The 20,771-nt window shown below is 63.7% G+C and carries 16 protein-coding genes and 5 tRNA genes; 4 read left to right on the top strand and 17 right to left on the bottom strand.

Going from position 1 to position 20,771, the window contains the following annotated elements; translation table 11 throughout:
• Positions 1–9: 9 nt before the first annotated feature.
• Positions 10–564: a LemA family protein gene (locus G394_RS0103875; protein WP_028576535.1), complete on the top strand. Its 555-nt coding sequence runs from the start codon at positions 10–12 to the stop codon at positions 562–564.
• A gap of 9 nt (positions 565–573) precedes the next feature.
• The gene (locus tag G394_RS0103870) at positions 574–2,442 is read left to right on the top strand and encodes a DUF2207 domain-containing protein (protein ID WP_028576534.1); all 1,869 of its coding nucleotides are present in this window, start codon (positions 574–576) and stop codon (positions 2,440–2,442) included.
• A gap of 68 nt (positions 2,443–2,510) precedes the next feature.
• Here the strand turns inward: G394_RS0103870 and G394_RS0103865 are convergent, their stop codons facing one another.
• From G394_RS0103865 to serS, 16 genes are all read right to left on the bottom strand, one after another.
• The gene (locus G394_RS0103865; protein ID WP_028576533.1) at positions 2,511–3,365 is read right to left on the bottom strand and encodes an HDOD domain-containing protein; all 855 of its coding nucleotides are present in this window, start codon (positions 3,363–3,365) and stop codon (positions 2,511–2,513) included.
• 2 nt (positions 3,366–3,367) lie between these two features.
• Positions 3,368–5,245 carry a GspE/PulE family protein gene (locus G394_RS0103860; RefSeq protein ID WP_028576532.1) on the bottom strand — a complete coding sequence of 626 codons (1,878 nt, stop codon included), beginning with the start codon at positions 5,243–5,245 and terminating at the stop codon, positions 3,368–3,370.
• Positions 5,246–5,351: 106 nt separating this feature from the next.
• A complete protein-coding gene (locus tag G394_RS17835) occupies positions 5,352–7,040 on the bottom strand; it encodes an ATP-binding protein (RefSeq protein WP_084435289.1) in 1,689 nt (562 codons plus the stop codon).
• A 22-nt stretch (positions 7,041–7,062) separates the two neighbouring features.
• The gene (locus tag G394_RS0103850) at positions 7,063–7,314 is read right to left on the bottom strand and encodes a hypothetical protein (RefSeq protein ID WP_028576531.1); all 252 of its coding nucleotides are present in this window, start codon (positions 7,312–7,314) and stop codon (positions 7,063–7,065) included.
• 186 nt (positions 7,315–7,500) lie between these two features.
• Positions 7,501–10,134, bottom strand: a complete 2,634-nt coding sequence (locus G394_RS0103845; RefSeq protein WP_028576530.1) for a cytochrome ubiquinol oxidase subunit I — start codon at positions 10,132–10,134, stop codon at positions 7,501–7,503.
• The gene (locus tag G394_RS0103840) at positions 10,131–11,195 is read right to left on the bottom strand and encodes a hypothetical protein (RefSeq protein WP_028576529.1); all 1,065 of its coding nucleotides are present in this window, start codon (positions 11,193–11,195) and stop codon (positions 10,131–10,133) included. The genes G394_RS0103845 and G394_RS0103840 overlap by 4 nt, the downstream gene beginning before the upstream one ends.
• Before the next feature lie 422 nt (positions 11,196–11,617).
• Complete coding sequence (locus G394_RS0103835; protein WP_028576528.1) at positions 11,618–12,016, bottom strand: SGNH/GDSL hydrolase family protein; 399 nt, start codon at positions 12,014–12,016, stop codon at positions 11,618–11,620.
• 63 nt (positions 12,017–12,079) lie between these two features.
• Positions 12,080–13,117 (bottom strand): GNAT family N-acetyltransferase, encoded by a 1,038-nt coding sequence (locus tag G394_RS17830; RefSeq protein WP_084435287.1) that lies wholly within the window; start codon positions 13,115–13,117, stop codon positions 12,080–12,082.
• Between the two features lie 57 nt (positions 13,118–13,174).
• Entirely contained in the window at positions 13,175–13,978 is an 804-nt protein-coding gene (locus G394_RS0103825) for a ThiF family adenylyltransferase (protein WP_028576527.1), read from the bottom strand.
• Positions 13,975–15,444: an adenine nucleotide alpha hydrolase family protein gene (locus G394_RS0103820; RefSeq protein WP_043774723.1), complete on the bottom strand. Its 1,470-nt coding sequence runs from the start codon at positions 15,442–15,444 to the stop codon at positions 13,975–13,977. Before G394_RS0103820 ends, G394_RS0103825 begins: the two co-directional genes overlap by 4 nt.
• A 434-nt stretch (positions 15,445–15,878) precedes the next feature.
• Positions 15,879–15,956: transfer RNA gene (locus G394_RS0103815), tRNA-Glu, on the bottom strand.
• 1 nt (position 15,957) lies between these two features.
• Positions 15,958–16,031, bottom strand: a tRNA-Gln gene (locus tag G394_RS0103810).
• A gap of 7 nt (positions 16,032–16,038) precedes the next feature.
• Positions 16,039–16,116: transfer RNA gene (locus tag G394_RS0103805), tRNA-Glu, on the bottom strand.
• Between the two features lie 23 nt (positions 16,117–16,139).
• Positions 16,140–16,215 (bottom strand) — tRNA-Glu (locus G394_RS0103800).
• A gap of 9 nt (positions 16,216–16,224) precedes the next feature.
• Positions 16,225–16,300 (bottom strand) — tRNA-Lys (locus tag G394_RS0103795).
• 51 nt (positions 16,301–16,351) lie between these two features.
• Positions 16,352–17,635 (bottom strand): serine--tRNA ligase, encoded by a 1,284-nt coding sequence (gene serS, locus G394_RS0103790; RefSeq protein WP_028576525.1) that lies wholly within the window; start codon positions 17,633–17,635, stop codon positions 16,352–16,354.
• 299 nt (positions 17,636–17,934) lie between these two features.
• Here serS and groES point away from each other — a divergent pair, with 299 nt between their 5' ends.
• The gene (groES, locus tag G394_RS0103785; RefSeq protein ID WP_028576524.1) at positions 17,935–18,225 is read left to right on the top strand and encodes a co-chaperone GroES; all 291 of its coding nucleotides are present in this window, start codon (positions 17,935–17,937) and stop codon (positions 18,223–18,225) included.
• Between the two features lie 27 nt (positions 18,226–18,252).
• Positions 18,253–19,890 carry a chaperonin GroEL gene (gene groL, locus G394_RS0103780; RefSeq protein WP_028576523.1) on the top strand — a complete coding sequence of 546 codons (1,638 nt, stop codon included), beginning with the start codon at positions 18,253–18,255 and terminating at the stop codon, positions 19,888–19,890.
• Positions 19,891–19,976: 86 nt separating this feature from the next.
• Here the strand turns inward: groL and G394_RS0103775 are convergent, their stop codons facing one another.
• Positions 19,977–20,768, bottom strand: a complete 792-nt coding sequence (locus G394_RS0103775; protein ID WP_043774662.1) for an NADH-quinone oxidoreductase subunit B family protein — start codon at positions 20,766–20,768, stop codon at positions 19,977–19,979.
• Positions 20,769–20,771 lie beyond the last annotated feature (3 nt).

The raw sequence follows: 20,771 nt of genomic DNA, 5'->3' as shown, positions 1-20,771 counted from the left end.
GGAGGGTTTATGATCGGTCTCGTCGTGGTGCTCGGTCTGGTCGCGGCAGTGGTTCTGTGGGCCGTCGCGGTCTACAACGGCCTGGTGCGGATGCGCAACATGGTGGAGGAAGCCTGGAGCGGCATCGACGTGCAGCTCAAGCGGCGCACGGATCTGATTCCCAACCTCGTGTCCACGGTCAAGGGCTACGCGGCCCACGAGAAGGGCACGCTGGAGGAGGTCATCCGGCTGCGGGGGCTGGCCCAGAACGCCCACGGCGTGGGCGAGACGGCCCAGGCCCAGGGGCTTCTTGGCCAGGCCTTGGGCAAGCTCTTCGCTCTTGCCGAGAATTACCCGGACCTGAAGGCCAACGCCAACTTCGCCCAGCTGCAGGCCTCCCTGGGCGAGATCGAGGAACAGATCCAGCTGGCTCGCCGCTACTACAACGGCGCCGTGCGCAACCTGAACATCGCCGTGGAGTCCTTTCCGTCCAACCTGATCGCCGGGCACTTTGGGTTCGCCAAGGCCGAGTTCTTCGAACTGGAGAGCGCGGCGGAACGGGCCGTGCCCACGGTTGCGTTCTAGGCGGCGGCCATGCGCAGCAGACTTGTTCTGGCGTTTCTCCTGACGTTTGTCGTCGCCTGTCCGCTGTACGCCCAGACGGAGCGTATCCTCGATTTCACCTCCACGGTCGTCATCGACCCCGACGGGTCCCTCGTGGTTACGGAGAACATCACGGTCCTGGCGGCGGGGGATCAGATCAGGCGCGGCATCGTGCGCGAGTTTCCGACCACGTACCAGGGCGCGGACGGGAAGACCGTGCGGGTGGGCTTCACCCTCGCCGACGTCCGGCGCGACGGGCGGCCCGAGCCCTACCACACGGAAAGCAGGTCCAACGGCGTGGCGATCTACATCGGGCAGAAGGACGTCATCCTTGCGCCCGGTACCTACACGTACACCCTGACTTACTCGACGACCCGCCAGCTGGGCTTCTTCCGGGATCACGACGAGCTCTACTGGAACGTGAACGGCAACGGCTGGCGGCTGCCCCTGGACCGGGTCGGCTGCGTCGTGCACCTGCCGGGCGGGGCCGCGTCCCTGGAGGCCGTGGCCTACGAGGGACCCCAGGGCAGCACGGATAGCCGGAATTTCGCGGCCGGTGAGAACCGCGTCGTCTTCGACTCGTCCCGGCCGTACGCTCCAGGCGAAGGCCTGACCATCGCGGTGTCCTGGCCCAAGGGCTTCGTGACCGAGCCTCCTGCGCCCGGCGTGGCCGAGACGATCATGGCCGAGGGCGGAAGCCTTGCGTTCGTCGGCTTCGGGGCCGCCCTGCTCTTAACCTACTACCTGCTGGCCTGGCTCAGGGTCGGCCGGGACCCGGCCAAGGGCGTGATCATCCCTCGCTTCGCCCCGCCCAAGGGTTTTTCGCCGGCCATGGTGCGCATGCTGTGGCGCATGAAATTCGACAACACGGCCTTCACGGCGGGCATCGTGAACATCGCGGTCAAGGGCGGTCTCAGGATAGCGGATAACGCCAGCGTGCGGCTCGAACTCGCCGAGCGGGCCCCTGCCGATCTGTCCGCCGGAGAGCGGGCGGTCTGGGACGAGCTGCGCAAGGCCGGCCCTTCCGTGGAGCTTAAGAACACCAACCACAAGGTCGTGAGCCGGGCCCGGCAGGCCATGAAGGACAAGCTCGGCAAGGAGCTGTCCTCTACGTATTTCCTGGCCAATTCGGGCTGGGTGGCCCCAGGTGTGGTCATCACCCTGGCCACGGTCGGGGCCATGGCCTTCGGTGCGGACGTTCCGCCCGTGGTTCTTTTCCTCTGCGTCTGGCTGACGGGCTGGACCTTCGGCTGCGTCACGCTGCTGCGCAGAGCCTTTGCCGCCTGGCAGGCGCGGGGCGTCATGGGCAAGGTCGGGGCCATGGCGCTTTTGGCCTTTTCCCTGCCTTTCCTGGGCGGGGAGGTCATGGGCCTGAGTTTCCTGCTCAGCCAGACCGGCCTGGCGCCTGGCGCCGTCTTTCTGGGGATGATCCTGACCAACGCCGTCTTCTACGAGCTGCTCAAGGCCCCGACCCAGGCCGGCCGCCGCGTCCTCGACGAGATCGAGGGGTTTCGGCTCTACCTGTCCGTGGCCGAGGAGGACCGCCTCAATTTCATCCACCCGCCCGACGAGACGCCGGAACTCTTCGAGAAGTTCCTGCCCTACGCCATGGCCTTGGATGTGGAGAACGAGTGGGGCGAACGGTTCGCCGACATCCTGAGCCGGGCGGGGTACGAGCCGGGGTGGTATGCCGGGCGCCACTGGAATTCGTTGCACCCCGGCGGCTTCGCGACGGGCCTGGGCAGCGGCGTGTCGTCGGCCGTGTCCTCGGCCTCTTCCGCTCCGGGGAGTTCTTCGGGCATGGGCGGGGGCGGCTCCTCGGGCGGCGGTGGAGGCGGCGGCGGAGGCGGCGGCTGGTAGAAACGAGACGGGCCGGTTCCATGACAGGAGCCGGCCCGATCTGTTTGAGCTGGGGGAGTTCGGCGGAGCTAGGCTTCCCCTTCCTGGATGAAGGCCACGTAATCCTCCATGGTCAGCTCCAGTTCCGCGACCTTGATCTCCGACAGGTCGAGCTGGATGGCCTCGGGACTGGTGGCCAAGTCGATGTCCGGGGTGCGGGTGATGCCGATGCCGGCCTTGGCCAGGACCTTGTTGGCCAGGCTGACCATGAGCAGGACGACGTCGCGGTCCTGCATGTCCTCGTCGTGATGGTGCCTGGCAACCATGCAGTAGACGTCCGGGAGGTTCCAGGCCTTGAGGAGCTGCGCCCCCAGGGCCGCGTGCAGGGAGTCCAGGGCCTCCTCGATGAAGGTGCGGGGGACGTTTTCGCCAAGCTCCCCGCTTTTCTTCATGTCGGAGATGGCCAGCAGGAGAAACGCCTTGCCGATGTCGTGCAGCAGACCGGCGAAAAAGGCCTCGTTCATCTTGCTCGGCAGCCGGCATTCCTTGGCGATCCACTTGGCGCCCAGGGCGCAGGCCACGGAGTGGATCCAGAGTTCGTCCATGTACTCGCGGATGAACGGGTCCTGGGTGGCGAAGGATTTCTTCTGGGTCAGCATGGTCACGAGGCCCGACACCTCGGCCAGGCCCAGGCGGACGATGGCGTTGCGGACCGTGGTGATCTCCAGCATGCCGCGGTAGAAGGACGAGTTGGCCATTTTGAGCAGCTGACTGGTCAGGGCCGGGTCGCGCAGGATGTGCTTTTCGATGGCCTGCATGTCCGGGTCCGGCTTGGCCATCTCCTCCTGGATGGCCAGGCCCGTGCGGTCGAAGGCCGGTAGCTGCGCCTTGCCCGAGACCACGTGCTCCTTCAGGCTGTCGAGGAAGGATTTTTCCTGGTTCATGTTCAGACTCCGAGCAGGCGGCGGGTTTCTTCGAGGGAGCGGGGCTTGAGGACCAGGGGCAGGCAGCGCATGACCTCCTCCAGGGAGGTGATGCCTTCGGAAGCCTTGACCAGGCCTTCCTCGAACAGTGTGACGAGCCCCGCGCTCTCCAGGGCGATCTTGCGGATGTCGAAGCTGGTGCGCCGCTCCAGGATGGCGTTGCGGACCATCTCGTCGAGGATGAGCAGCTCGAAGACCGCGACCCGTCCGCGGTAGCCCGTGTAGCGGCAGTGGGAGCAGCCGGCGCCCTTGCGGAAGTTCGCGCCCTGCACCATGGCCTGGGTGTACCCGAACATCTGCAGTTCGCCCGGCGTGGGTTTGTAGGGCTTGGAGCACTCCGGGCAGACGCGGCGCAGCAGGCGCTGTGCCACGACGCTGACCACGGTCGAGGAGATGAGGAAGGCCTCGATGTCCATGTTCATGAGGCGGATGAGGCCGCCGATGGAGTCCTCGGTGTGGAAGGTGGTCAGGACCTTGTGCCCGGTCAGGGCGGCCTGCACGGCCACTTCAGCCGAATAGTTGTCGCGGATCTCGCCGATGAGGATGACGTCCGGGTCCTGGCGCACGATGTGGCGCAGGGTCTCCTCGAAGGTCAGGTTGATCTTGGGGTCGATGGAGCACTGGGAGATGCCCGGGATGACGTACTCCACGGGCTCCTCGGCCGTGATGATGGACAGAAGCGGCGTGTTCAGGTGGTGGATGCAGCTGTAGACCGTGGTCGTCTTGCCCGAGCCCGTTGGGCCGGTGACGATGACGACGCCGCTTGGCCGCGAGAGGGCGCTTTCGATGAAGCGCTTGAGAATCTTCGGGTACATCCCGATGCCGGTGATGTCGATGAGGTTGCCCTGGCGGTTCAGCAGGCGCAGGACGATGGCCTCGCCGTGGATGGTCACGTAGAAAGAGGCTCGCATGTCGAGCTCGCCTCCCGGATACTCGAAGAGAATGCGGCCGCCCTGGTGGCGGCGCTTCTCGGCGATATCCGCCTTGCACATGATCTTCAGGCGGCTCGAAATGTTGGGGATGATGTCGCGCGGGAACTCCTTGTACGGTTCGAGCACGCCGTCGCGCCGGAAGCGCACGCGCAGCCGGTCCGGCAGGGGCTCCATGTGGATGTCGCTGACATTGAAATCGATGGCGTCGAGGATGATGCGCTCGACGATGCCCGCGGCCGAGTCCTCCTCGCTCGTTTCCCGCGACTGCGCCCCGCGTTCGAAGCGCTGGTAAGCCTCGACGATGGCCTCCCGGGTGGCGATGGCAGGGCTGATCCCCTCGGGAAACATGGTGCGGGCCTCGTCCAGTTCCTCCTGGTCCAGAACGTTGGCGAAGGCCACGACGATTCTGTTCTCGACGCGCCCGATGGGGATGTACGCACCCTTGGCGCGGTAGGTCGAGGGAACCTGATGCAGCAGGGAAAGATCCAGGTTGGTGAAGCGTGGGTCGATGAACGGGTAGCCGAGCTGTAAGGACAGCGCTTCGAGGAGCTTGAATTCCTTGATGAAGTTGTTCTTGACCAGCACCTCGCCGAGCTTCTGCGGAGTCTGGCTTGCGCGCTGGATCTGGAACGCGGACTCCAGGTCGGCCTCGCTGATGAGCCCAAGCTCCACCAGCAGGCTGCCGATGCGCATGGACAGCTTGTTCTTGCGGATGGCGGCCGTGACCTGCTCGTCGGTGACGTAGCCCAGCTCCTTGACGATTTCGAGGAGCGGCTTGGAACGGGTGAGCTTGCTGCGCAGCCTGGAGGCATGCACGGCCTGCTTTTCCGTCAGCAGGCCTTCCTTGATGAGGATGTCGATGAGCTCGCCGTGAGCTGACGTCTGACGTGTCGTGCCGGCCTCGGACATGAGGGCTCCACAGAGATGGTTGATGGATTCGCCAGGCTATTATCCGCAGAAATAAGTCGAGTCAAATAGGCAGGGTAGAGAAAGGCCCTGGTGTTTTGTCCGCGTGTCATACCTCGTCCCGCAGGGGCAGGCGGATGCTGAAGGCGGAGCCTTTGCCGGGCGTCGATTCGACGCTGATGGTGCCGTTCATCTTGGACAGGATGTCTCGGCAGATGGCCAGGCCCAGGCCCGTGCCCTGACCCTCGGCCTTGGTGGTGAAGAAGGGGTCGAAGATGCGGGGCAGGACGTCGGCGGGGATGCCCTGTCCGTTGTCGTTGACGGTGATGCAGACCGCGTCGGGTTCCCGGAGGGAGCGAAGTTCGACCAGACCGCCGGGCCTGTCGATGGCGTCGATGGCGTTGTTGACCAGGTTGAGGAGGATCTGCTGCAGCTCGGTGGGGGAACCCGAGACCTCCTGGACGTCGGGGTCCAGGGCGAGCCGGATTTCGGCCTCCCGGTATTTGGCCTTCTGCCGGGCGAAGCCCGCGATGTCTTCGAGCAGCGGGTTGACCCGCACCGCCCGCACGGTGGTGTCGGTCTTGCGGGCGAAGCTCAGGAGCTTGTGCGTGATCTCCCTGCAGCGGTGGCCCTGAATGGTGATGGTCTGCAGCGAGGAACGGATTTCCGTGACGTTTTCAACGCTGTAGGGATCGTCCGAGGACAGCAGGTCCTCGATCCAGCCGGCGTTTTCCATCATGATGGCCAGGGGGTTGTTGATCTCGTGGGCCACGCCTGCGGCCAGTTCGCCGATGGCTGCGAGCTTGCCGGCCTCGACCAGCTGCCGCTGCATGTGTTGCTGGGTGAGCTCGGCCTTGAGCAGCCGCTGCTCGGTGCGGCGGGCCAGGGCCAGAGCCGTGGCGACGATGCCGGCCGCCCCGAGGAGCACGATGGCCAGCCCCAGCATGCGGGCATTGACCAGGGGACGCAGGACATCGTCCATGGCCTGATGGATGACCAGGATGCCGCCCGAGGCCTTGACCGGGGCGCACCCGTACATGCGCATTTCGTTTCTGTCGTCGCGCGCTTCGATGACCACGGGCCGCCCTTCGGGAAAGACCTGTCCGGCGAGGATCGCCGTCGTTTCCCGCGTGCTCGTTCCGCTCGCGGACGGGTCGGGCGCGCCGTGCCGGTCGAGGAAGAACGAGCCGCCCGGCCCGGCGGGCTGAAAGATCCGGATTCTGTCGTCGATCTGCGCCGGGTCCAGGTGCGCCCGCAGGAGCCAGGGCGCCTGACCCGAGGCGACGCGCACGGTGATGAAGAGCTGGGAGTCCCTCATGCCGAGGCTGCTGATGAATTGCGGCCGGCTGATGGCCTGCTGGAACCACGGCGCGTCGGCTGCAGCCGCGGTGGGGCCGGTGTCGGCGACGATCATGCCCGAGGCGTCGAGGACATCGAGACCGAGAAAGACCCCTTGGTAGGCGTCCTGCAGCATGTGCAGCCTGTCGCGCAGGCGGGCCGGATCGGACAGTTGGGCAAAGCCGGCTGTCCCCGCCTCCTGGCGGAGGTTTGAGATTTTCTCTTCGAGAAAGGCGTTCACGCTCTGGGCCGCGCTCATGGCCTGTTTGCCGAGGACGGCGCGGGCATTGGTCCTGTAGGCCGAGTCGTAAAAGACGTAGCCGAGGGTGCCCAGGCACACCAGGGGCACCATGGCCACCAGGATGGTCAGGACGGTGAGCTGCCCGCTCATCATTCTGGGGGAAGGGATTTTCCTGACGGGTTCGGCTGACGTGTCCGTCTCGGGCGAGGCGTGGCTCATGCGTGGTCCGGTCGATGCGGTTTCATGTGTCCCGGTTGTGGACGTCCATGCGCCAGGAATTGAGGGGGGCGCAGCATCCTTTGCCGGTATGCTGGTTGCGCCTGATCGCGTCTCCCGTATCGCCTTCGAGCATGGTCCGGCAGAGGTAGCGCCCGGCCTCGTCGCTCCAGAAAAGCTCGGGACAGCGCGGCAGATACCCGTGCCGACGCAGTGAGTCGGTGCACTGATCGTGCATGCAGCACCACCCGCATCCAACGCAGGGGAGATACGTCATGGCGGTTCTCCTGTGTGGGGGGAAGCGTCGGGCGCGACGGGATTCCGGTGGAACCTTGCGCGAAGGCTAACCCAAGGCCGCGGGAGGGTAAAGGAAATTCTGATTCGCGGCGGCAGGTGCGCTGGAGTCGCACCTTTCCGGAAAGGCGTCTGCCCGGACCGTGTCCGGTCCGGGCAGACGGGTTCATCAGTTGCCGCCCAGGATGTTGGGGTGGTGGAACTCGTCCAGCATTTCCTCGGTGTGGCACACGGCGCAGTTGCCTCCCGAGCCGATGGGGCCGGGCGCGCCCTGGTACTGCAGGGGCTGGATGGCGTCGAGGTCGGGGTGGAACGGGTTCACGGCCGGGTATTCGGCGTGGGTCGGCCCGTGGCAGGCCTCGCACATCAGCCCCGCGTCGTCGGTGCGGGTACGGTAGAGCCCCTCGGGGCCGCGCACCCACTGGTTGAAGGCCTGGTCGCCCTGCGGGGGGGCGAAGTCCACGTGGCAGGTCAGGCACTCGGGCTCGTCCTTCCAGGGTTGGCGCGGCACGATTTCATCCACCGTGGCCACGAGTCTGGGCCTGACGTGCCGCATGAGCCGTTCGGCCTTGGCCTTGCCCGCCTCTTTTTCGGCCTTGAGCAGGGACAGGGCGTGGTCCTCCATGGTGCCGTGACAGTTGACGCAGGTCAGCCCGGCCTGCGTGGCATGCACGCCGCGGGCGCAACGGGTGAAGCTTTCCGGATGGCAGGCGCGGCAGGCCTGAGCCCCCTCCATGCCGGTCATGTAATTGGCGTGAAACCCGTGTATGGCCGTCGGCAGGTTGAGCAGTTCCGGGCGGCCTGCGGCGTTCAGCAGCGGGTCGGGGTGACAGCTCTGGCAGAGCACGGGCCGGCCGCTCGCGGCCTGGGCCTGGAGGTCGGTCTTGTGCCGGCGGTCGTGGCGGGCCAGGACGTCCGAGGCGGTCGCGGCGGAGATGCCCGTGACGTCGTCGCGTCTCCACTCGCCGCCGTGGCAGTGCTTGCACCCGATCTCCGTGGACACGGGCGCCACGACCCTGGTCGTGGCCAGGAGTTCGCCGCTGGCGGCGTCCCGGGCCTCGATGGTGAAGACGGGGTACGGGTTGACGCCGCCGTCGTCCGTGTAGGGCAGCACAGGGATGCCGTCGGCCACGAAGGTCAGGTTCTTTTCGTTGAGCTTCATGTCCCCGGACAGGCCGAGCCCCTTGGCGCTGACGTTTTCCGGGAGTTCCTTGCCGACCAGCGACGGCGCGTATTTCCAGAAGTCCACGTGCTTGCTCGGGTTTTCGAAGCCCGCGGGCGGGATGTAGGAGATCTTCACGCCCTGGGTCACGATCTCCGGACGCGGGTCGCGACGCACGAGTTGGGCCGTCAGGACGCTGCCGGGCGGGAGAAAGGAGAAATGCGCGTCGCAGTCCGAGATGCACTTTTCGCCAAGCGTGCACCACGCCAGCAGCACATATTCCCCGTTTTCCGCATCAAAGGGCGGAATTTCCGGCCCTGCCAAAGCTGGCGGCGCGGGAGGATCGGCTGCGGGCGTCCGGCTGTTCAGTTTCTGCACGATGAAGGACGCCAGGGCTTCCCGCTCCCGGGCCGTGCCCGCGAAGCGCGGCATGTAGGCGTGGACCGTGCCCATGCCCCGGATCATGGACTCCATGCCGAATTGGTCGAATGCCGCCGTCAGGGGCTTGATGTCGTTCAGTGGGCCGCCGATGGAATGGCAGGACGAGCACTGGCCGCGGAAGATCTCCCGCCCGGCTTCCACGGCGTTCTCGGGGGTGACCTCCTGGTAGCGGTTCCAGCCCGAGGTCGCCAGGAAGCCCTGCGCGGCGATGGCGTCCTCGGTCCCGGCCAGGATGGCGTTGGAGTACATGTGCCCGTGGATGAGGTACGGGCGGCGTCCGGCCTCGCGCATCCACTCGAAGCAGCCCATGTACATGAGGCCGACGACGAGCAGGGCCACGGCCATGGGCCGTTTGACAGTGGCCGGCATCTTGATCGCCATGATCAGGCCGCCGACGAAGAGGATGGCCGAGATCTGGACGAAACCCTCAAGGAAGGGGACGATTTCGGGGTTGGCCCCGAGGATCATGGCCTTGGGGCCTGCGGGCAGGACCTGGATGTACCACCAGCCCGACAGAAGCAGCAGGGCGAAAGGCAGGAGAAGCCACAGGGCGCTGTAGCGGACCATGGCCTCGCGGGTCGGGGCGTCCTTCTCCCATGTGGCAGTGACGAAGCCGTAAAGCCCGGCGAACATCACGGCGATGAAGGTCCTGAAGGCCAGGGCAGGCCAGAAGGTCGGGTTGAAGAAGCCGTCCCAGAAGCTCCTTGTGGCCGGCCAGTCGCCGGGAGTGAGCATGAAGCCGATGATGCCGTTGATCATGAAGAGCGACATCCATCCGAAGAAGAAATAGATCCAGCCCATGGCGAGGTGGTTGCGTCTGCCCATCCTGCCGAAGGTGTAGTAGTAGATGAGCAGGGACACGATTTCGCCCAGGAAGAAGACCCACTCGATGGCCCACCCGAAAACGAAGGTGTGGATGAGGCTCGACGTGGCTGCCGGTGCGACCAGCGAAATGATGAACCAGATCCCTACGCCCGTGATGCCGCCCAGGACCATGGTCACGAGCAGGAAGAACCTGGTGTGCCGTTTGGCGTAGGCCAGGATTTCCGGAGACTGTCGCCGGTAGGCCAGCAGTTCCGTGAGCACGAGGAAAAGGCCGCCGCCCACGGCGAAATGTGCGATGTAGACGTGGAAGACGGAAATCATGGCGATGAGCAGGCCGCCGCCGGCCCATTGGAGGTCCCAGATCGGAAAGTTCATGAGCGCACCTCCGTGTCGGTGGACGCCGTCTTGAGCATCCAGGCGATGATGACGAGCCCGGCCGCCAGGGTCAGGACGAAGAGGATGAAGGGCGAGTATTCTCCGGTCACGACGCGGTCGCTGACCTGAAAGTAGGGGCTCAGGTAGGCGTCCCGGACCATGTCGCGCAGGTAGACCATGAGGGAGATGGTGGTCACGGAGATGATGGCGGTGGTGCGGACGTTGTAGCGCAGCGCGTTGCTGATGCTGAAGATCCCGAGAATCGCTCCCGCCGCGAAGATGAGGGTGTGGGGCAGGGACCCGCCCAGCAGAAGGTGCGAGACGCGCTGGGGCAGGGACGTGAGGAACCACAGGCCCAGGGCCATCTGGGCCACCGTCGAGAACGCGTACCAGTTCATGCCGTGCCGCACCCAGCGGCCGGCCTGCGGGTCGTCCTTGCGGCGCTGGTACAGCAGGGCCAGGGCCAGCCCGCCCAGGGCCGTGGACGAGGCTACGATGTGCAGGTAGCGCGGCAGCACCGTCGGGTCCGAAAGGTTGAGGATCGTCCCTCCGGGGTTGTCGAAGTACGCCGTCCAGCTCTCGGGGTTCAGCATGAGCGTCATGTTGTTTGTGAAAATGAAGCCCGTGACCAACAGGCTCAGCGCCGTCAGGCCGATGAACACCGTCTTCAGTCCGCCCAGCGATGCATAGCGGAAGTTGTAGATGTAGGCGCTCCCGTACGCGGCGATGACCAGTCCGACGACGGCCAGCCAGTAGACGGCCATGAGCACGCTGCTCGTGTACAGGAACTGGCCGTAGAGGACCTGCATGAAGAGCAGCGGCGCCACGCCGAAGTTGACGGCGAAGGCGACGGTGAAGGGCAGTTTCACGGAAATGGTTCTGGTCAGGGGTTCCGTTTCTTTCTTGCCGCGCAGATGGTGGACCAGGGCGATGATGGCCCCGCCGAGCATGACGTTCATGACCAGGATGTGGAGGATGAAGGTCGATACCTGGAAGAGGTAGAACCATCCCCACTCCACGGGGATGGGGAGGGATTGGGGAATGAGCCGGGTTGGGTCCATGGTTGTTCTCCGTGTTTGAAGTCCGGGTCTGGCAGCGACAGGTGCGCCGGCACTGACGACGATAAACAATTTGACGGTACGCGTCAAAAGTTGCCGGGATTTCGGACGCTGCCTGTCGGGAAGGGTTCGGGGCGGGCGGAGAACGCAAAAGGCCCCGGGCGGTAGCCCGGGGCCTGCGAGAGAAAAGATGGCGTCCCCAAGGGGATTTGAACCCCTGTTATCGGCGTGAAAGAAGCCAAGCCGATGAAACAGATTCTCATAATCCTTTCAAATACTTTGAAAAAATAAAAACCCTTGAGTCCTAAAACGCCCCAAAGTCCTGTGGACGTGTGGTTTTTGTGTGGACTTGAAAGCCGTTTTTTTGCTGTTCGCCAGGGGATCCTTTTTGAACGGCGAAGAGCCCAGGAACGCTCTACTCTCGTTCAATGGCAAAGAGGGATGTCTTCAAAAATTGACATTCTGCCGGAAGCATACGCGACGCCTTCGGAGGAGCGCAGGGGCGCCGTATAGGTGGCCCCGTTGGCGTAATTGCTCCCACCGGCGCTGATTGGCTCCGCGTCCAAGCCAAACCGTCCGGCCAACATGGTGGAGGTCATCACCCCTGGCCCGGCGAATCCGCCCTGGGCTCCTGCCGCAATGGCGGAGAGAAGTGCTGCATCCACGGCCGGATTGCCCGATGAAGCATACCGGAAATACCCGCTGTCCAGTGTGCTGTCGCCAAATCCGATGAACTGGTTGAAATTCCCTGTCGCGCCAGCCGGAGTATGAGTCCCGAGCAGGCTGAACGCAAACAACGCTGTGATCAGGACGAATCGTTTCATCTGGAATCTCTCCCTGCAGTGATGGAAGGATGGATGATTCACAAACTCTTGCCTATCCGTAGGTCAGGCCTGTCTGGGGCACCGGCATTGAGCGCGTTCGTAATCCTTGCGGACCATGTCGCGCATGGCGGTGGCGTTGCGGTCAGCGCATTGGATGGTATCCCAGTCAGGTTCCTGTCCGATTTTCTGCATGATCAGGCCGTCTGAGCCGAACCAGTACGGCAGCAGTCCGCCAAGGAAATACCCCCGACGTCGCAGAACGTTCACAGCCTGGGGAGCGGCTGCGTCGCCAAGGTTCACGAAGATCTGGACCACGCCGCGAGGATCGATGATGGCCTCTGCTGCGCGAACGGCTTCGTCAAAATCACTGCCGGCCCGGGTTACCGTCAGGCGCAGCAAGCCGCTCTCCGGGAGACAAAAAGGAGTCGCCAGCGTGGCTCCCGCAAGAGCCACCGACGGCGCGAATGTGCGGGGGAGGCCCAACTCCGCATACAATGCCGTGCACAACGCGTGGTATGCTTCGGGTAGGTGCGTCTCGCAGGCGGCGTTTTCAAACGCCTTGAACATCGGGAAAAGCGAGATGTTCCGCGATGCGCCGTTGGCCTTGGCCGGCAGGCATTCTACTTCGAGTCCGGTGAACACCAAGCCCCTGTCTTGGGCGAAACGTTGGGAGATCACATGGTTGCTCACTGCCTCCAGGAAGATCACGGGTATTCGCAGCTTCCTGGGCAGGGTGTCGAGGGCCATTGCGTTGAATTGCGTGCTGATGTGCCTATTGCGATAACTTTTCAGCACCATAAGCTGCCCGGCTTCGTATACGCCGGGATTCGGGGCGTGGCGAAATATCCCGAACAGCCCGACAATCTCTCCTCGCGGTGTCCGGGCGACCACGGTGTGGTGGTCGTCCGTGGCGTTACGGCGGGTGATTTCCTCGGGGTTGTAGACATGTTCCAGCGGAAATGTGTCGCCATATGTGTCATAGTACGCCAGCGCCACTCCCTGGGCGTCCTCGGGACGGAAAAAATCTATCGTGACGTCCTGGCCGGGTTCGATCATCCGGTGCGACTCGCGCAGATTTCGGATCAGCTCCTCGCGACCCACATGCACCTCCTTGGCTCCCAGCGGAATCCGTTGTCCCGGCACGAGAAGGTGCCGGCGTCATGCTCCTGGCCGCACATCGCCCACGACCAGTTTTTGGTTGAGGAAATCCACCATGGTAAACTGCGGGGCAAACACCGGTTCGCGGTCTACAAGGCCGGTTCCCCGCAGCAGACAGACGAGGACCTCGCAGGCCAGCAGGGTGTTCGCCGCCAATCCTCCGATGGCCGTTGTGGGGACAATGCCGGACGCGTTGCCCTCGGCGATGCGATCCATGACCGAACGGTTGAACAGGCGTCCCAAAAAAGGCGGCAGCAAACCCTGGCTGCCGTTGGACTGTTCCTGTACGAGCTGCCAGAAGGTTTCCGGCATCATGCCGCCCGGCTCGTGGCCTACCAGCAGCGCGCCAAAGCCGATGGCCCCGCAAGTAAACATGGGCAGACCGTGCTTGTGCAGCAGAGGCGGGGTCATCGCCTTGACGTCAGAGCCTTTTTCCACGTCGATGACGCCGACATACACGTCGGCGCCGGCCAGGAATGTGTCGAGGTTGCCTCCGGTGATTCCTTCCGGAAAGCATTCCAGTTCCAGGCTGGGGTTGATGGATCGGGCCAGCTCCACGTACACATCGAGCTTGAAACATCCGAGGGTCTGGCCAAAGGCTCCGGCCTGTCGATTCATGTCCGGCGGGTCGAACACGCCGTTTTCCGCCAACCTGAAGCGGGTCACCCCGCAGCGGACCAGCGCCAGGAATGCGCCGCCCCCCACGCCGCCCAGGCCGGCGATGGCGACAACTTTGTTCCGCAGGATTTCCAAGCCCGCCTCGGTAAAAATGGGTTCGGCCCGGTTTAAAAATTCCGCGGTCATACTTTACTCCGAAGGCCCGCTACGCAGTTGCAGAGGGAGAAAACGGTTTCCCCATGATTGTGACGATCGTCATCGGTCATGCCCAGATCATCGAGCAGTTCGGTCATCACCTGGGGTTCACGACAGTAGCCGAGTTCCTTTAACTCGCCCAGCGCCTCCTCGCGGGAGAGCAGGCCGAAATAGACCCCTGCGCCAACTTCCACGATGGATTGCGGGAACGAGGTGGTGCGCATGTTCTGAAAACGCATGAATTGGCAATAGTCCTTGACTTTTTCGATGCGGCAGCTGGTATGCAGCAATCCTTTCTGTCCCGGAGGCATTTCCCAGTCCATTTCCTTGTGCATGAGCGCGGCCACCTCGCTCCATGAACCATACAGTGCATTTGTCTTTAAACGGAGGAATTGCGGCACAAAAGCGGATTCGTCCTGCCGGGCCCGCGTGAGCAGGCGATCAAGGGGAGCGTAAATCGAGCCGAGGCTGTTTCGGATAGCGCGCTGATAGTGGAGAAAATCCGCAGTCAGGGAAAAAGGCGCGGTTGGTTCGGGAGTGTTTGCCACCATCTCCAGGAACTGCAGGGTCTGCTCGCGAATGGACAGAGTTGGACTGGACTGCCCGTTTTCGTTTTGCAGGTTGCGCATGACGTAGCTCATGACCGCCAGTTGGACTTCTTCGACGCCCTGCATGACCATCGGAATCCGTTCTTCGGCGGCAAGAGGGAAAAAGAGGATGTGGGCCACGGTCGGGCAAAGGCACGGTACCCCCACGTGGCCGAACTGGGAGCGCATGGCGTCACGGATGGCGTTTGCGGGCAGGGTCCGTTCCACCAGTTCGACATCCGGCAGCAGTTCAAGGGCGCGGCGGATGTTTCTGCGGCAGGTGTCGTTGGTGTAGGGCATGTTCCAGGATGCGGCCAAAACGCGCAGCCCAAGCTTTTTGGCCAGATACCAGAGCAGATAGGTGGAATCCTTGCCTCCGGTGCAAAGGACCATGACGTCGAAACGGGAGTCCTTGTTCTTGGCGGCGATGGACAGCAACGTCTCCTCATCCACCGCGTTGCGAGGTCCGGCGGTCCCCCCTTCCCGTTCGGCCTGTTCATAGCACTGGCAGAAGGCGCATACGCCGCGGGCATCGAATTCCAGCCCTGGCAGGAGATGGTCGTCGGTTACGCAGCGGGTGCAGACCCGTTTGCGCTCGGCCGTGGATGGTTGTCGCTGGTCCGTTTTATCCACCACGATCCCCTGCGTGAGCAGGTAGCGGAATTCGTCGCTCTCGCGCACGATTCCCGGTAGGCTGTCCAGAGTTTTTGTACCGTCAAGTCCTGTCAGGGCGTCGCCCAAAGCGTCCGGCACGACCAAGACCGTTTCGTGATGATAGGGAGGATTGCGCAGCCCATAGTAGACAAGGGCCTTTCCCTCGCGGCCATCCCGCACCGCCCATCGGTGTTGCAGTACGGGATGTGTCGGCATGTTGTGCACGGTTGCCTCGCTTTGTTTTGGGCAAAGCCGCCAGAGCGGCCTGCATGGTTTGGGTGTGGCCATGACGCCCGGAGATTGCCTGATTTTCGTGGGCAAGTTTCAGGGCGAACCATCGGGAACGAAACGAATCTCCTTACATACGCCATGGGGGACTTGGCGTCGAGCGGAGAATGCAGGTGGCGTAAGGCCTGTGCCGGCCAAAGGGCCGCGCTGTACGAGGGAGGAGGGTTTTGTTGCGTAACCGTGAGGGAGACCGATAGCTCTTGCCCGGCCGGAAGGGGGGGGCGTCCTGGTCCGGCTTCGGTGTCGAGACGGCTTCTGGCGGATTTTCGGGAACGAGCGACGACGACTTTTGGAAAATGTGGCTGCGATGTGAGCCAAAGAAAAAGGCCTTCCAGCGTGCGCTGAAAGACCTTGCTTTCTTGTGGCGTCCCCAAGGGGATTTGAACCCCTGTTATCGGCGTGAAAGGCCGGTGTCCTGGACCTAGCTAGACGATGGGGACGTGGCTGGGCGACTTAGATTCGAACTAAGATTGACGGAGTCAGAGTCCGCTGTCCTGCCGTTGAACGATCGCCCAAAATATTTGGCGTCCCCAAGGGGATTTGAACCCCTGTTATCGGCGTGAAAGGCCGGTGTCCTGGACCTAGCTAGACGATGGGGACGCGAACCGCGTCAGAAAAAAAAGTGGCGTCCCCAAGGGGGTTTGAACCCCTGTTAGCGGCGTGAGAGGCCGCCGTCCTAGGCCACTAGACGATGGGGACGCAAGGTTTTGGTGGGCCGTGAAGGGATCGAACCTTCGACTCTCTGCTTAAAAGGCAGATACTCTACCGTCTGAGTTAACGGCCCGAAAGAGAAGACGCTTCTATAGTCGGGCCATCTGCTTGTCAAGCCGGAAAGTCATCCTTTTTTCAGTTCGATCCTTTCCTGTCCGTTCATGTACGGACGCAGTGCTTCGGGGACGATGACCGACCCGTCGGCCTGCTGGTAATTCTCCAGAATCGCTACCATTGTTCGGCCGACGGCCAGACCAGAGCCATTCAGGGTGTGCACCAGTCTGCTCTTCTTCGAGGCCACCGGCTTGAAGCGGATCCCGGCCCGGCGGGCCTGGAAGTCCTCGAAGTTGGAGCAGGACGAGATCTCGCGATACTTGTCCTGACCGGGCAACCAAACTTCTATATCGTAAGTTTTCGCGGATGAAAAGCCCAAATCTCCGGCACACAGCGTGACCACCCGGTAGTGCAGACCCAGCCTCTGCAGGATGCTCTCGGCGTGGCCCAGCAGCTTTTCCAGTTCGTCGTAGGAAGTGTCGGGGTGGACGAAGCGCACCAGCTCCACCTTGTCGAACTGGTGCTGGCGGATCATGCCCTTGGTGTCCTTGCCGTAGGAGCCGGCTTCGGAGCGGAAGCAGGCCGTGTAGGCGCAGTGGGCGATGGGCAGGGCGCCTTCGGCCAGGGTCGTGTCGCGGTAGATGTTGGTCACCGGGACCTCGGCCGTGGGGATGAGGTAGTAGTTGGAGTCGCCCAGGCGGAAGAGGTCTTCTTCGAATTTCGGGAGCTGGCCGGTGCCCATGAGGCTCTCGCGGTTGACGATGACCGGGGGCATGACCTCGTCGTAGCCGTTCTCCATGGTCTGCACGTCGAGCATGAGGCTGATGAGCGCCCGTTCCATGCGCGCGGCCCAGCCCTTCAGGAGGACGAAGCGGCTGCCCGTGATCTTGGCCGCGGTCTCGAAGTCCAGGCCGCCCAGGGCCGTGCCCAGTTCCCAGTGTTCCTTCGGGGCGAAGTCCAGCTCGGGCTTGGCGCCCCAGGTGCGGACCTGCACGTTGTCCGAGTCGTCCACGCCCTCGGGGACCGAGGGGTGCGGGACGTTGGGGATGGACATGACCCACTGCTCGGTCTGGCCGTCGATGTCCTTGAGTTCCTCGTCCAGCGCCTTGATGCGGGTGGACATGGCCCCGAGCTCGGCCAGAAGGGCGTCGGCGTTCTCGCCGGTTTTCTTCATGCGGGCGATGTCGCCCGAGGCCTGGTTGCGGCGGGCCTTGAGCTCCTCGGCCTCCAGCAGGAGGTCGCGGCGCTTCTGGTCGATGGCCAGGAACTCGTCGAGGTCGAGCTTGCTGCGCCTCTTGCGCAGGCCTTCCTTGACGTCGTCGGTGTTGGAGCGAACGAATTTGATGTCGAGCATGGGCGTGTCCTTGTCTGCGGTGTCGTCCCTGATCGAATCGGGACGCGTTTTCAAGGCGAAATCCATAGCCTGCCTCGGCCGGAATCACAAGACGCGCAGGCCGGCCGCGGAAAAATCCGGATGAACATGAAATTTTTTTGCGCGGTCGCCCTTGACTTCACCGGGGCAGGGATTATTTGGGCCTCTGTCTTGCGCGGACCGGCGAGGAACGAACAGGCCCGCGTGTTGGCACTTGTTGGTGAAGAGTGCCAGAAATTTTATCTATTCGGAAGCAATTCTTAAACATCTTGGAGGAAAACATGAAGCTCAGACCGTTGCACGACCGTATCCTGGTCAAGCGTCTCGAAGAGGAACAGGTAACCAAAGGCGGCATCATCATCCCTGACTCCGCCAAGGAAAAGCCCATCAAGGGTGAAGTGGTTGCCGCCGGCCCCGGCAAGGTCGCCGATGACGGAAAGCAGATCCCCATGGGCGTCAAGACCGGCGACAAGGTGATCTTCAACAAGTACGCCGGCACCGAAGTCAAGATCGACGGCGAAGAACTGCTCATCATGCGCGAGGACGACATCCTCGCCGTTATCGAAGCCTAATCTTTCATTACATAAGGAGACGCACACATGGCTGCTAAAGTTATCAAGTTCGACGCCAAGGCCCGTGAAAGACTGAAGAAGGGCGTGGACACCCTGGCCGATGCCGTCAAGGTCACCCTCGGACCCAAGGGCCGCAACGTCGTCATCGAAAAGTCCTTCGGCTCCCCCATCATCACCAAGGACGGCGTGACCGTGGCCAAGGAGATCGAACTGGAAGACAAGTTCGAGAACATGGGCGCCCAGATGGTCAAGGAAGTTGCCTCCAAGACTTCCGACATCGCCGGTGACGGCACCACCACCGCCACCATCCTGGCCCAGGCCATCTTCCACGAGGGCATCAAGCTGGTCGCCGCCGGCCGCAACCCCATGTCCATCAAGCGCGGCATCGACAAGGCCGTCGAGGCCGTCATCGCGAGCCTGGACAAGCTGGCCAAGCCCACCCGCGACCAGAAGGAAATCGCCCAGGTCGGCACCATTTCCGCCAACAACGACTCCACCATCGGCAACATCATTGCCGAGGCCATGAGCAAGGTCGGCAAGGAAGGCGTCATCACCGTTGAAGAGGCCAAGGGCCTGGAAACCACCCTTGACGTCGTCGAAGGCATGCAGTTCGACCGCGGCTACCTGTCCCCCTACTTCGTGACCAACCCCGACAAGATGGTCTGCGAAATGGACAACCCGCTGATCCTCATCAACGAGAAGAAGATCTCCAACATGAAGGAACTGCTCCCCGTTCTGGAGCAGGCCGCCAAGATGGGCAAGCCCCTGGTCATCATCGCCGAGGACATCGAAGGCGAAGCCCTGGCCACGCTTGTCGTCAACAAGCTGCGCGGCACCCTGCAGGTCGTGGCCGTCAAGGCCCCCGGCTTCGGCGAGCGCCGCAAGGCCATGCTGCAGGACATCGCCATCCTGACCGGCGGCGAAGTCGTGTCCGATGACCTGGGCGTCAAGCTCGAAAGCATCGCCCTGAACCAGCTCGGTTCCGCCAAGCGCGTGGTCATCGACAAGGAAAACACCACCATCGTCGACGGCGCCGGCGAAGCCGAAGCCATCAAGGCCCGCGTGAAGCAGATCCGCAACGAGATCGAGGAGACCACCTCCGATTACGACCGTGAGAAGCTGCAGGAGCGCCTGGCCAAGATCGTCGGCGGTGTGGCCGTGATCAACGTCGGTGCCGCCACCGAGACCGAGATGAAGGAAAAGAAGGCCCGCGTGGAAGACGCCCTGAACGCCACCCGCGCCGCCGTTGAAGAGGGTATCGTGCCCGGCGGCGGTGTCGCCCTGGTGCGCTGCCAGGCCGTCCTGGATTCCGTGAAGCCCGCCGATGACGACGAGGCCGCCGGCGTGCAGGTCATCCGCCGCGCCATCGAGGAGCCCATCCGCATGATCTGCGGTAATGCCGGCGTCGAAGGCGCCGTGGTCATCGACAAGGTCCGCCACGGCAAGGAAGACTTCGGTTACAACGCCGCCACCGGCGAGTACGAAGACCTGCTCAAGTCCGGCGTCATCGACCCCAAGAAGGTGACCCGCATCGCCCTGCAGAACGCCGCTTCCGTGGCCTCCCTGCTGCTGACCACCGAGTGCGCCATCGCCGAGAAGCCCAAGGAAGAGGCTGCTCCGGCCATGCCCGGCGGCGGCATGGGCGGCATGGGCGGCATGTACTAAGCAGATTTGCCATAGCCCAAAAAAGGGCCGGGAGCGATCCCGGCCCTTTTTTGCGCCCTTTTTCCAGGGAGTTGCGTCCCGAAAGATCAGCCTTTCTGTTCTTCGAGGCGCCCCAGCAGGCGCAGGAACCCGTCGAGGATGGTCAGGGGGTGAGGCGGGCAGCCGGGAATGTAGAGGTCGATGGGCACCACCGGGTCGGCCCCGCCGTTGTGCTGCGGGTGGCCGATAAAGGGCCCGCCGCTGATGGCGCAGGCGCCCAGGGCGATGGCGATGCGCGGCTCGGGTACGGCCTCCCAGGTCTTGCGCAGGGCCAGCTCCATGCCCTTGGTCACGGGGCCGGTGATGAGCACGCCGTCGGCGTGGCGCGGCGAGGCCACGTACTGGATGCCGAAGCGGCCCAGGTCCCAGCCGATGGTCCCGAGCACGTTGATGTCCGCCTCGCAGGCGCAGCACCCGCCGGCGCTGACCTGCCGCAGGCGCAGGGAGCGTCCCAGGAGGCTCTTCATCTTTTTGTCCAGGGCTTCGGCCAGGCGCAGCTCCTCCTCGCCGGGCTTGCCCAGGAGCAGGTCGTCCCGGCGACGCACCGCCAGGCGGTGGTCGCTTGTGCGCGTCACGGCGCCGTGGGGACAGGTCTTGGTGCAGGCCCCGCAAAACAGGCAGCGGCCGAGGTCCAATGTCGTGCTCGATCCGGGTTGCCGCGAGATGGCGCCCGTGGGGCAGACTTCGGCGCATGCGTCGCAGCCTGCCGGGCAGGCCGAGGCATCCAGGCGCAGGGCGCCGCCGTGGCGGTCGGGCAGGGCCGGGGCCGGGCCGTGGGGGTAGGCCATGGTCTGGCAGCCGCGGCGCATGCGGTTCATGAGGGTGTCGAAAATGTACATGAG

It is taken from the genome of Desulfomicrobium escambiense DSM 10707 (assembly GCF_000428825.1).
Lineage (GTDB): Bacteria > Desulfobacterota > Desulfovibrionia > Desulfovibrionales > Desulfomicrobiaceae > Desulfomicrobium > Desulfomicrobium escambiense.
This window is presented reverse-complemented; position numbering and strand designations above follow the sequence as displayed.

Bases quoted from the DNA above. Each gene is read 5' to 3' on its own strand.
- G394_RS0103820 (WP_043774723.1), bottom strand. From the start codon at position 15,444: ATGCCGACACATCCCGTACTGCAACACCGATGGGCGGTGCGGGATGGC.
- G394_RS0103835 (WP_028576528.1), bottom strand. From the start codon at position 12,016: ATGAAACGATTCGTCCTGATCACAGCGTTGTTTGCGTTCAGCCTGCTC.
- G394_RS0103825 (WP_028576527.1), bottom strand. From the start codon at position 13,978: ATGACCGCGGAATTTTTAAACCGGGCCGAACCCATTTTTACCGAGGCG.
- G394_RS0103870 (WP_028576534.1), top strand. From the start codon at position 574: ATGCGCAGCAGACTTGTTCTGGCGTTTCTCCTGACGTTTGTCGTCGCC.
- G394_RS0103860 (WP_028576532.1), bottom strand. From the start codon at position 5,245: ATGTCCGAGGCCGGCACGACACGTCAGACGTCAGCTCACGGCGAGCTC.
- groL (WP_028576523.1), top strand. From the start codon at position 18,253: ATGGCTGCTAAAGTTATCAAGTTCGACGCCAAGGCCCGTGAAAGACTG.
- G394_RS0103850 (WP_028576531.1), bottom strand. From the start codon at position 7,314: ATGACGTATCTCCCCTGCGTTGGATGCGGGTGGTGCTGCATGCACGAT.
- G394_RS0103840 (WP_028576529.1), bottom strand. From the start codon at position 11,195: ATGGACCCAACCCGGCTCATTCCCCAATCCCTCCCCATCCCCGTGGAG.
- G394_RS17835 (WP_084435289.1), bottom strand. From the start codon at position 7,040: ATGAGCCACGCCTCGCCCGAGACGGACACGTCAGCCGAACCCGTCAGG.
- serS (WP_028576525.1), bottom strand. From the start codon at position 17,635: ATGCTCGACATCAAATTCGTTCGCTCCAACACCGACGACGTCAAGGAA.
- G394_RS0103775 (WP_043774662.1), bottom strand. From the start codon at position 20,768: ATGTACATTTTCGACACCCTCATGAACCGCATGCGCCGCGGCTGCCAG.
- G394_RS0103845 (WP_028576530.1), bottom strand. From the start codon at position 10,134: ATGAACTTTCCGATCTGGGACCTCCAATGGGCCGGCGGCGGCCTGCTC.
- G394_RS0103865 (WP_028576533.1), bottom strand. From the start codon at position 3,365: ATGAACCAGGAAAAATCCTTCCTCGACAGCCTGAAGGAGCACGTGGTC.
- G394_RS0103875 (WP_028576535.1), top strand. From the start codon at position 10: ATGATCGGTCTCGTCGTGGTGCTCGGTCTGGTCGCGGCAGTGGTTCTG.
- groES (WP_028576524.1), top strand. From the start codon at position 17,935: ATGAAGCTCAGACCGTTGCACGACCGTATCCTGGTCAAGCGTCTCGAA.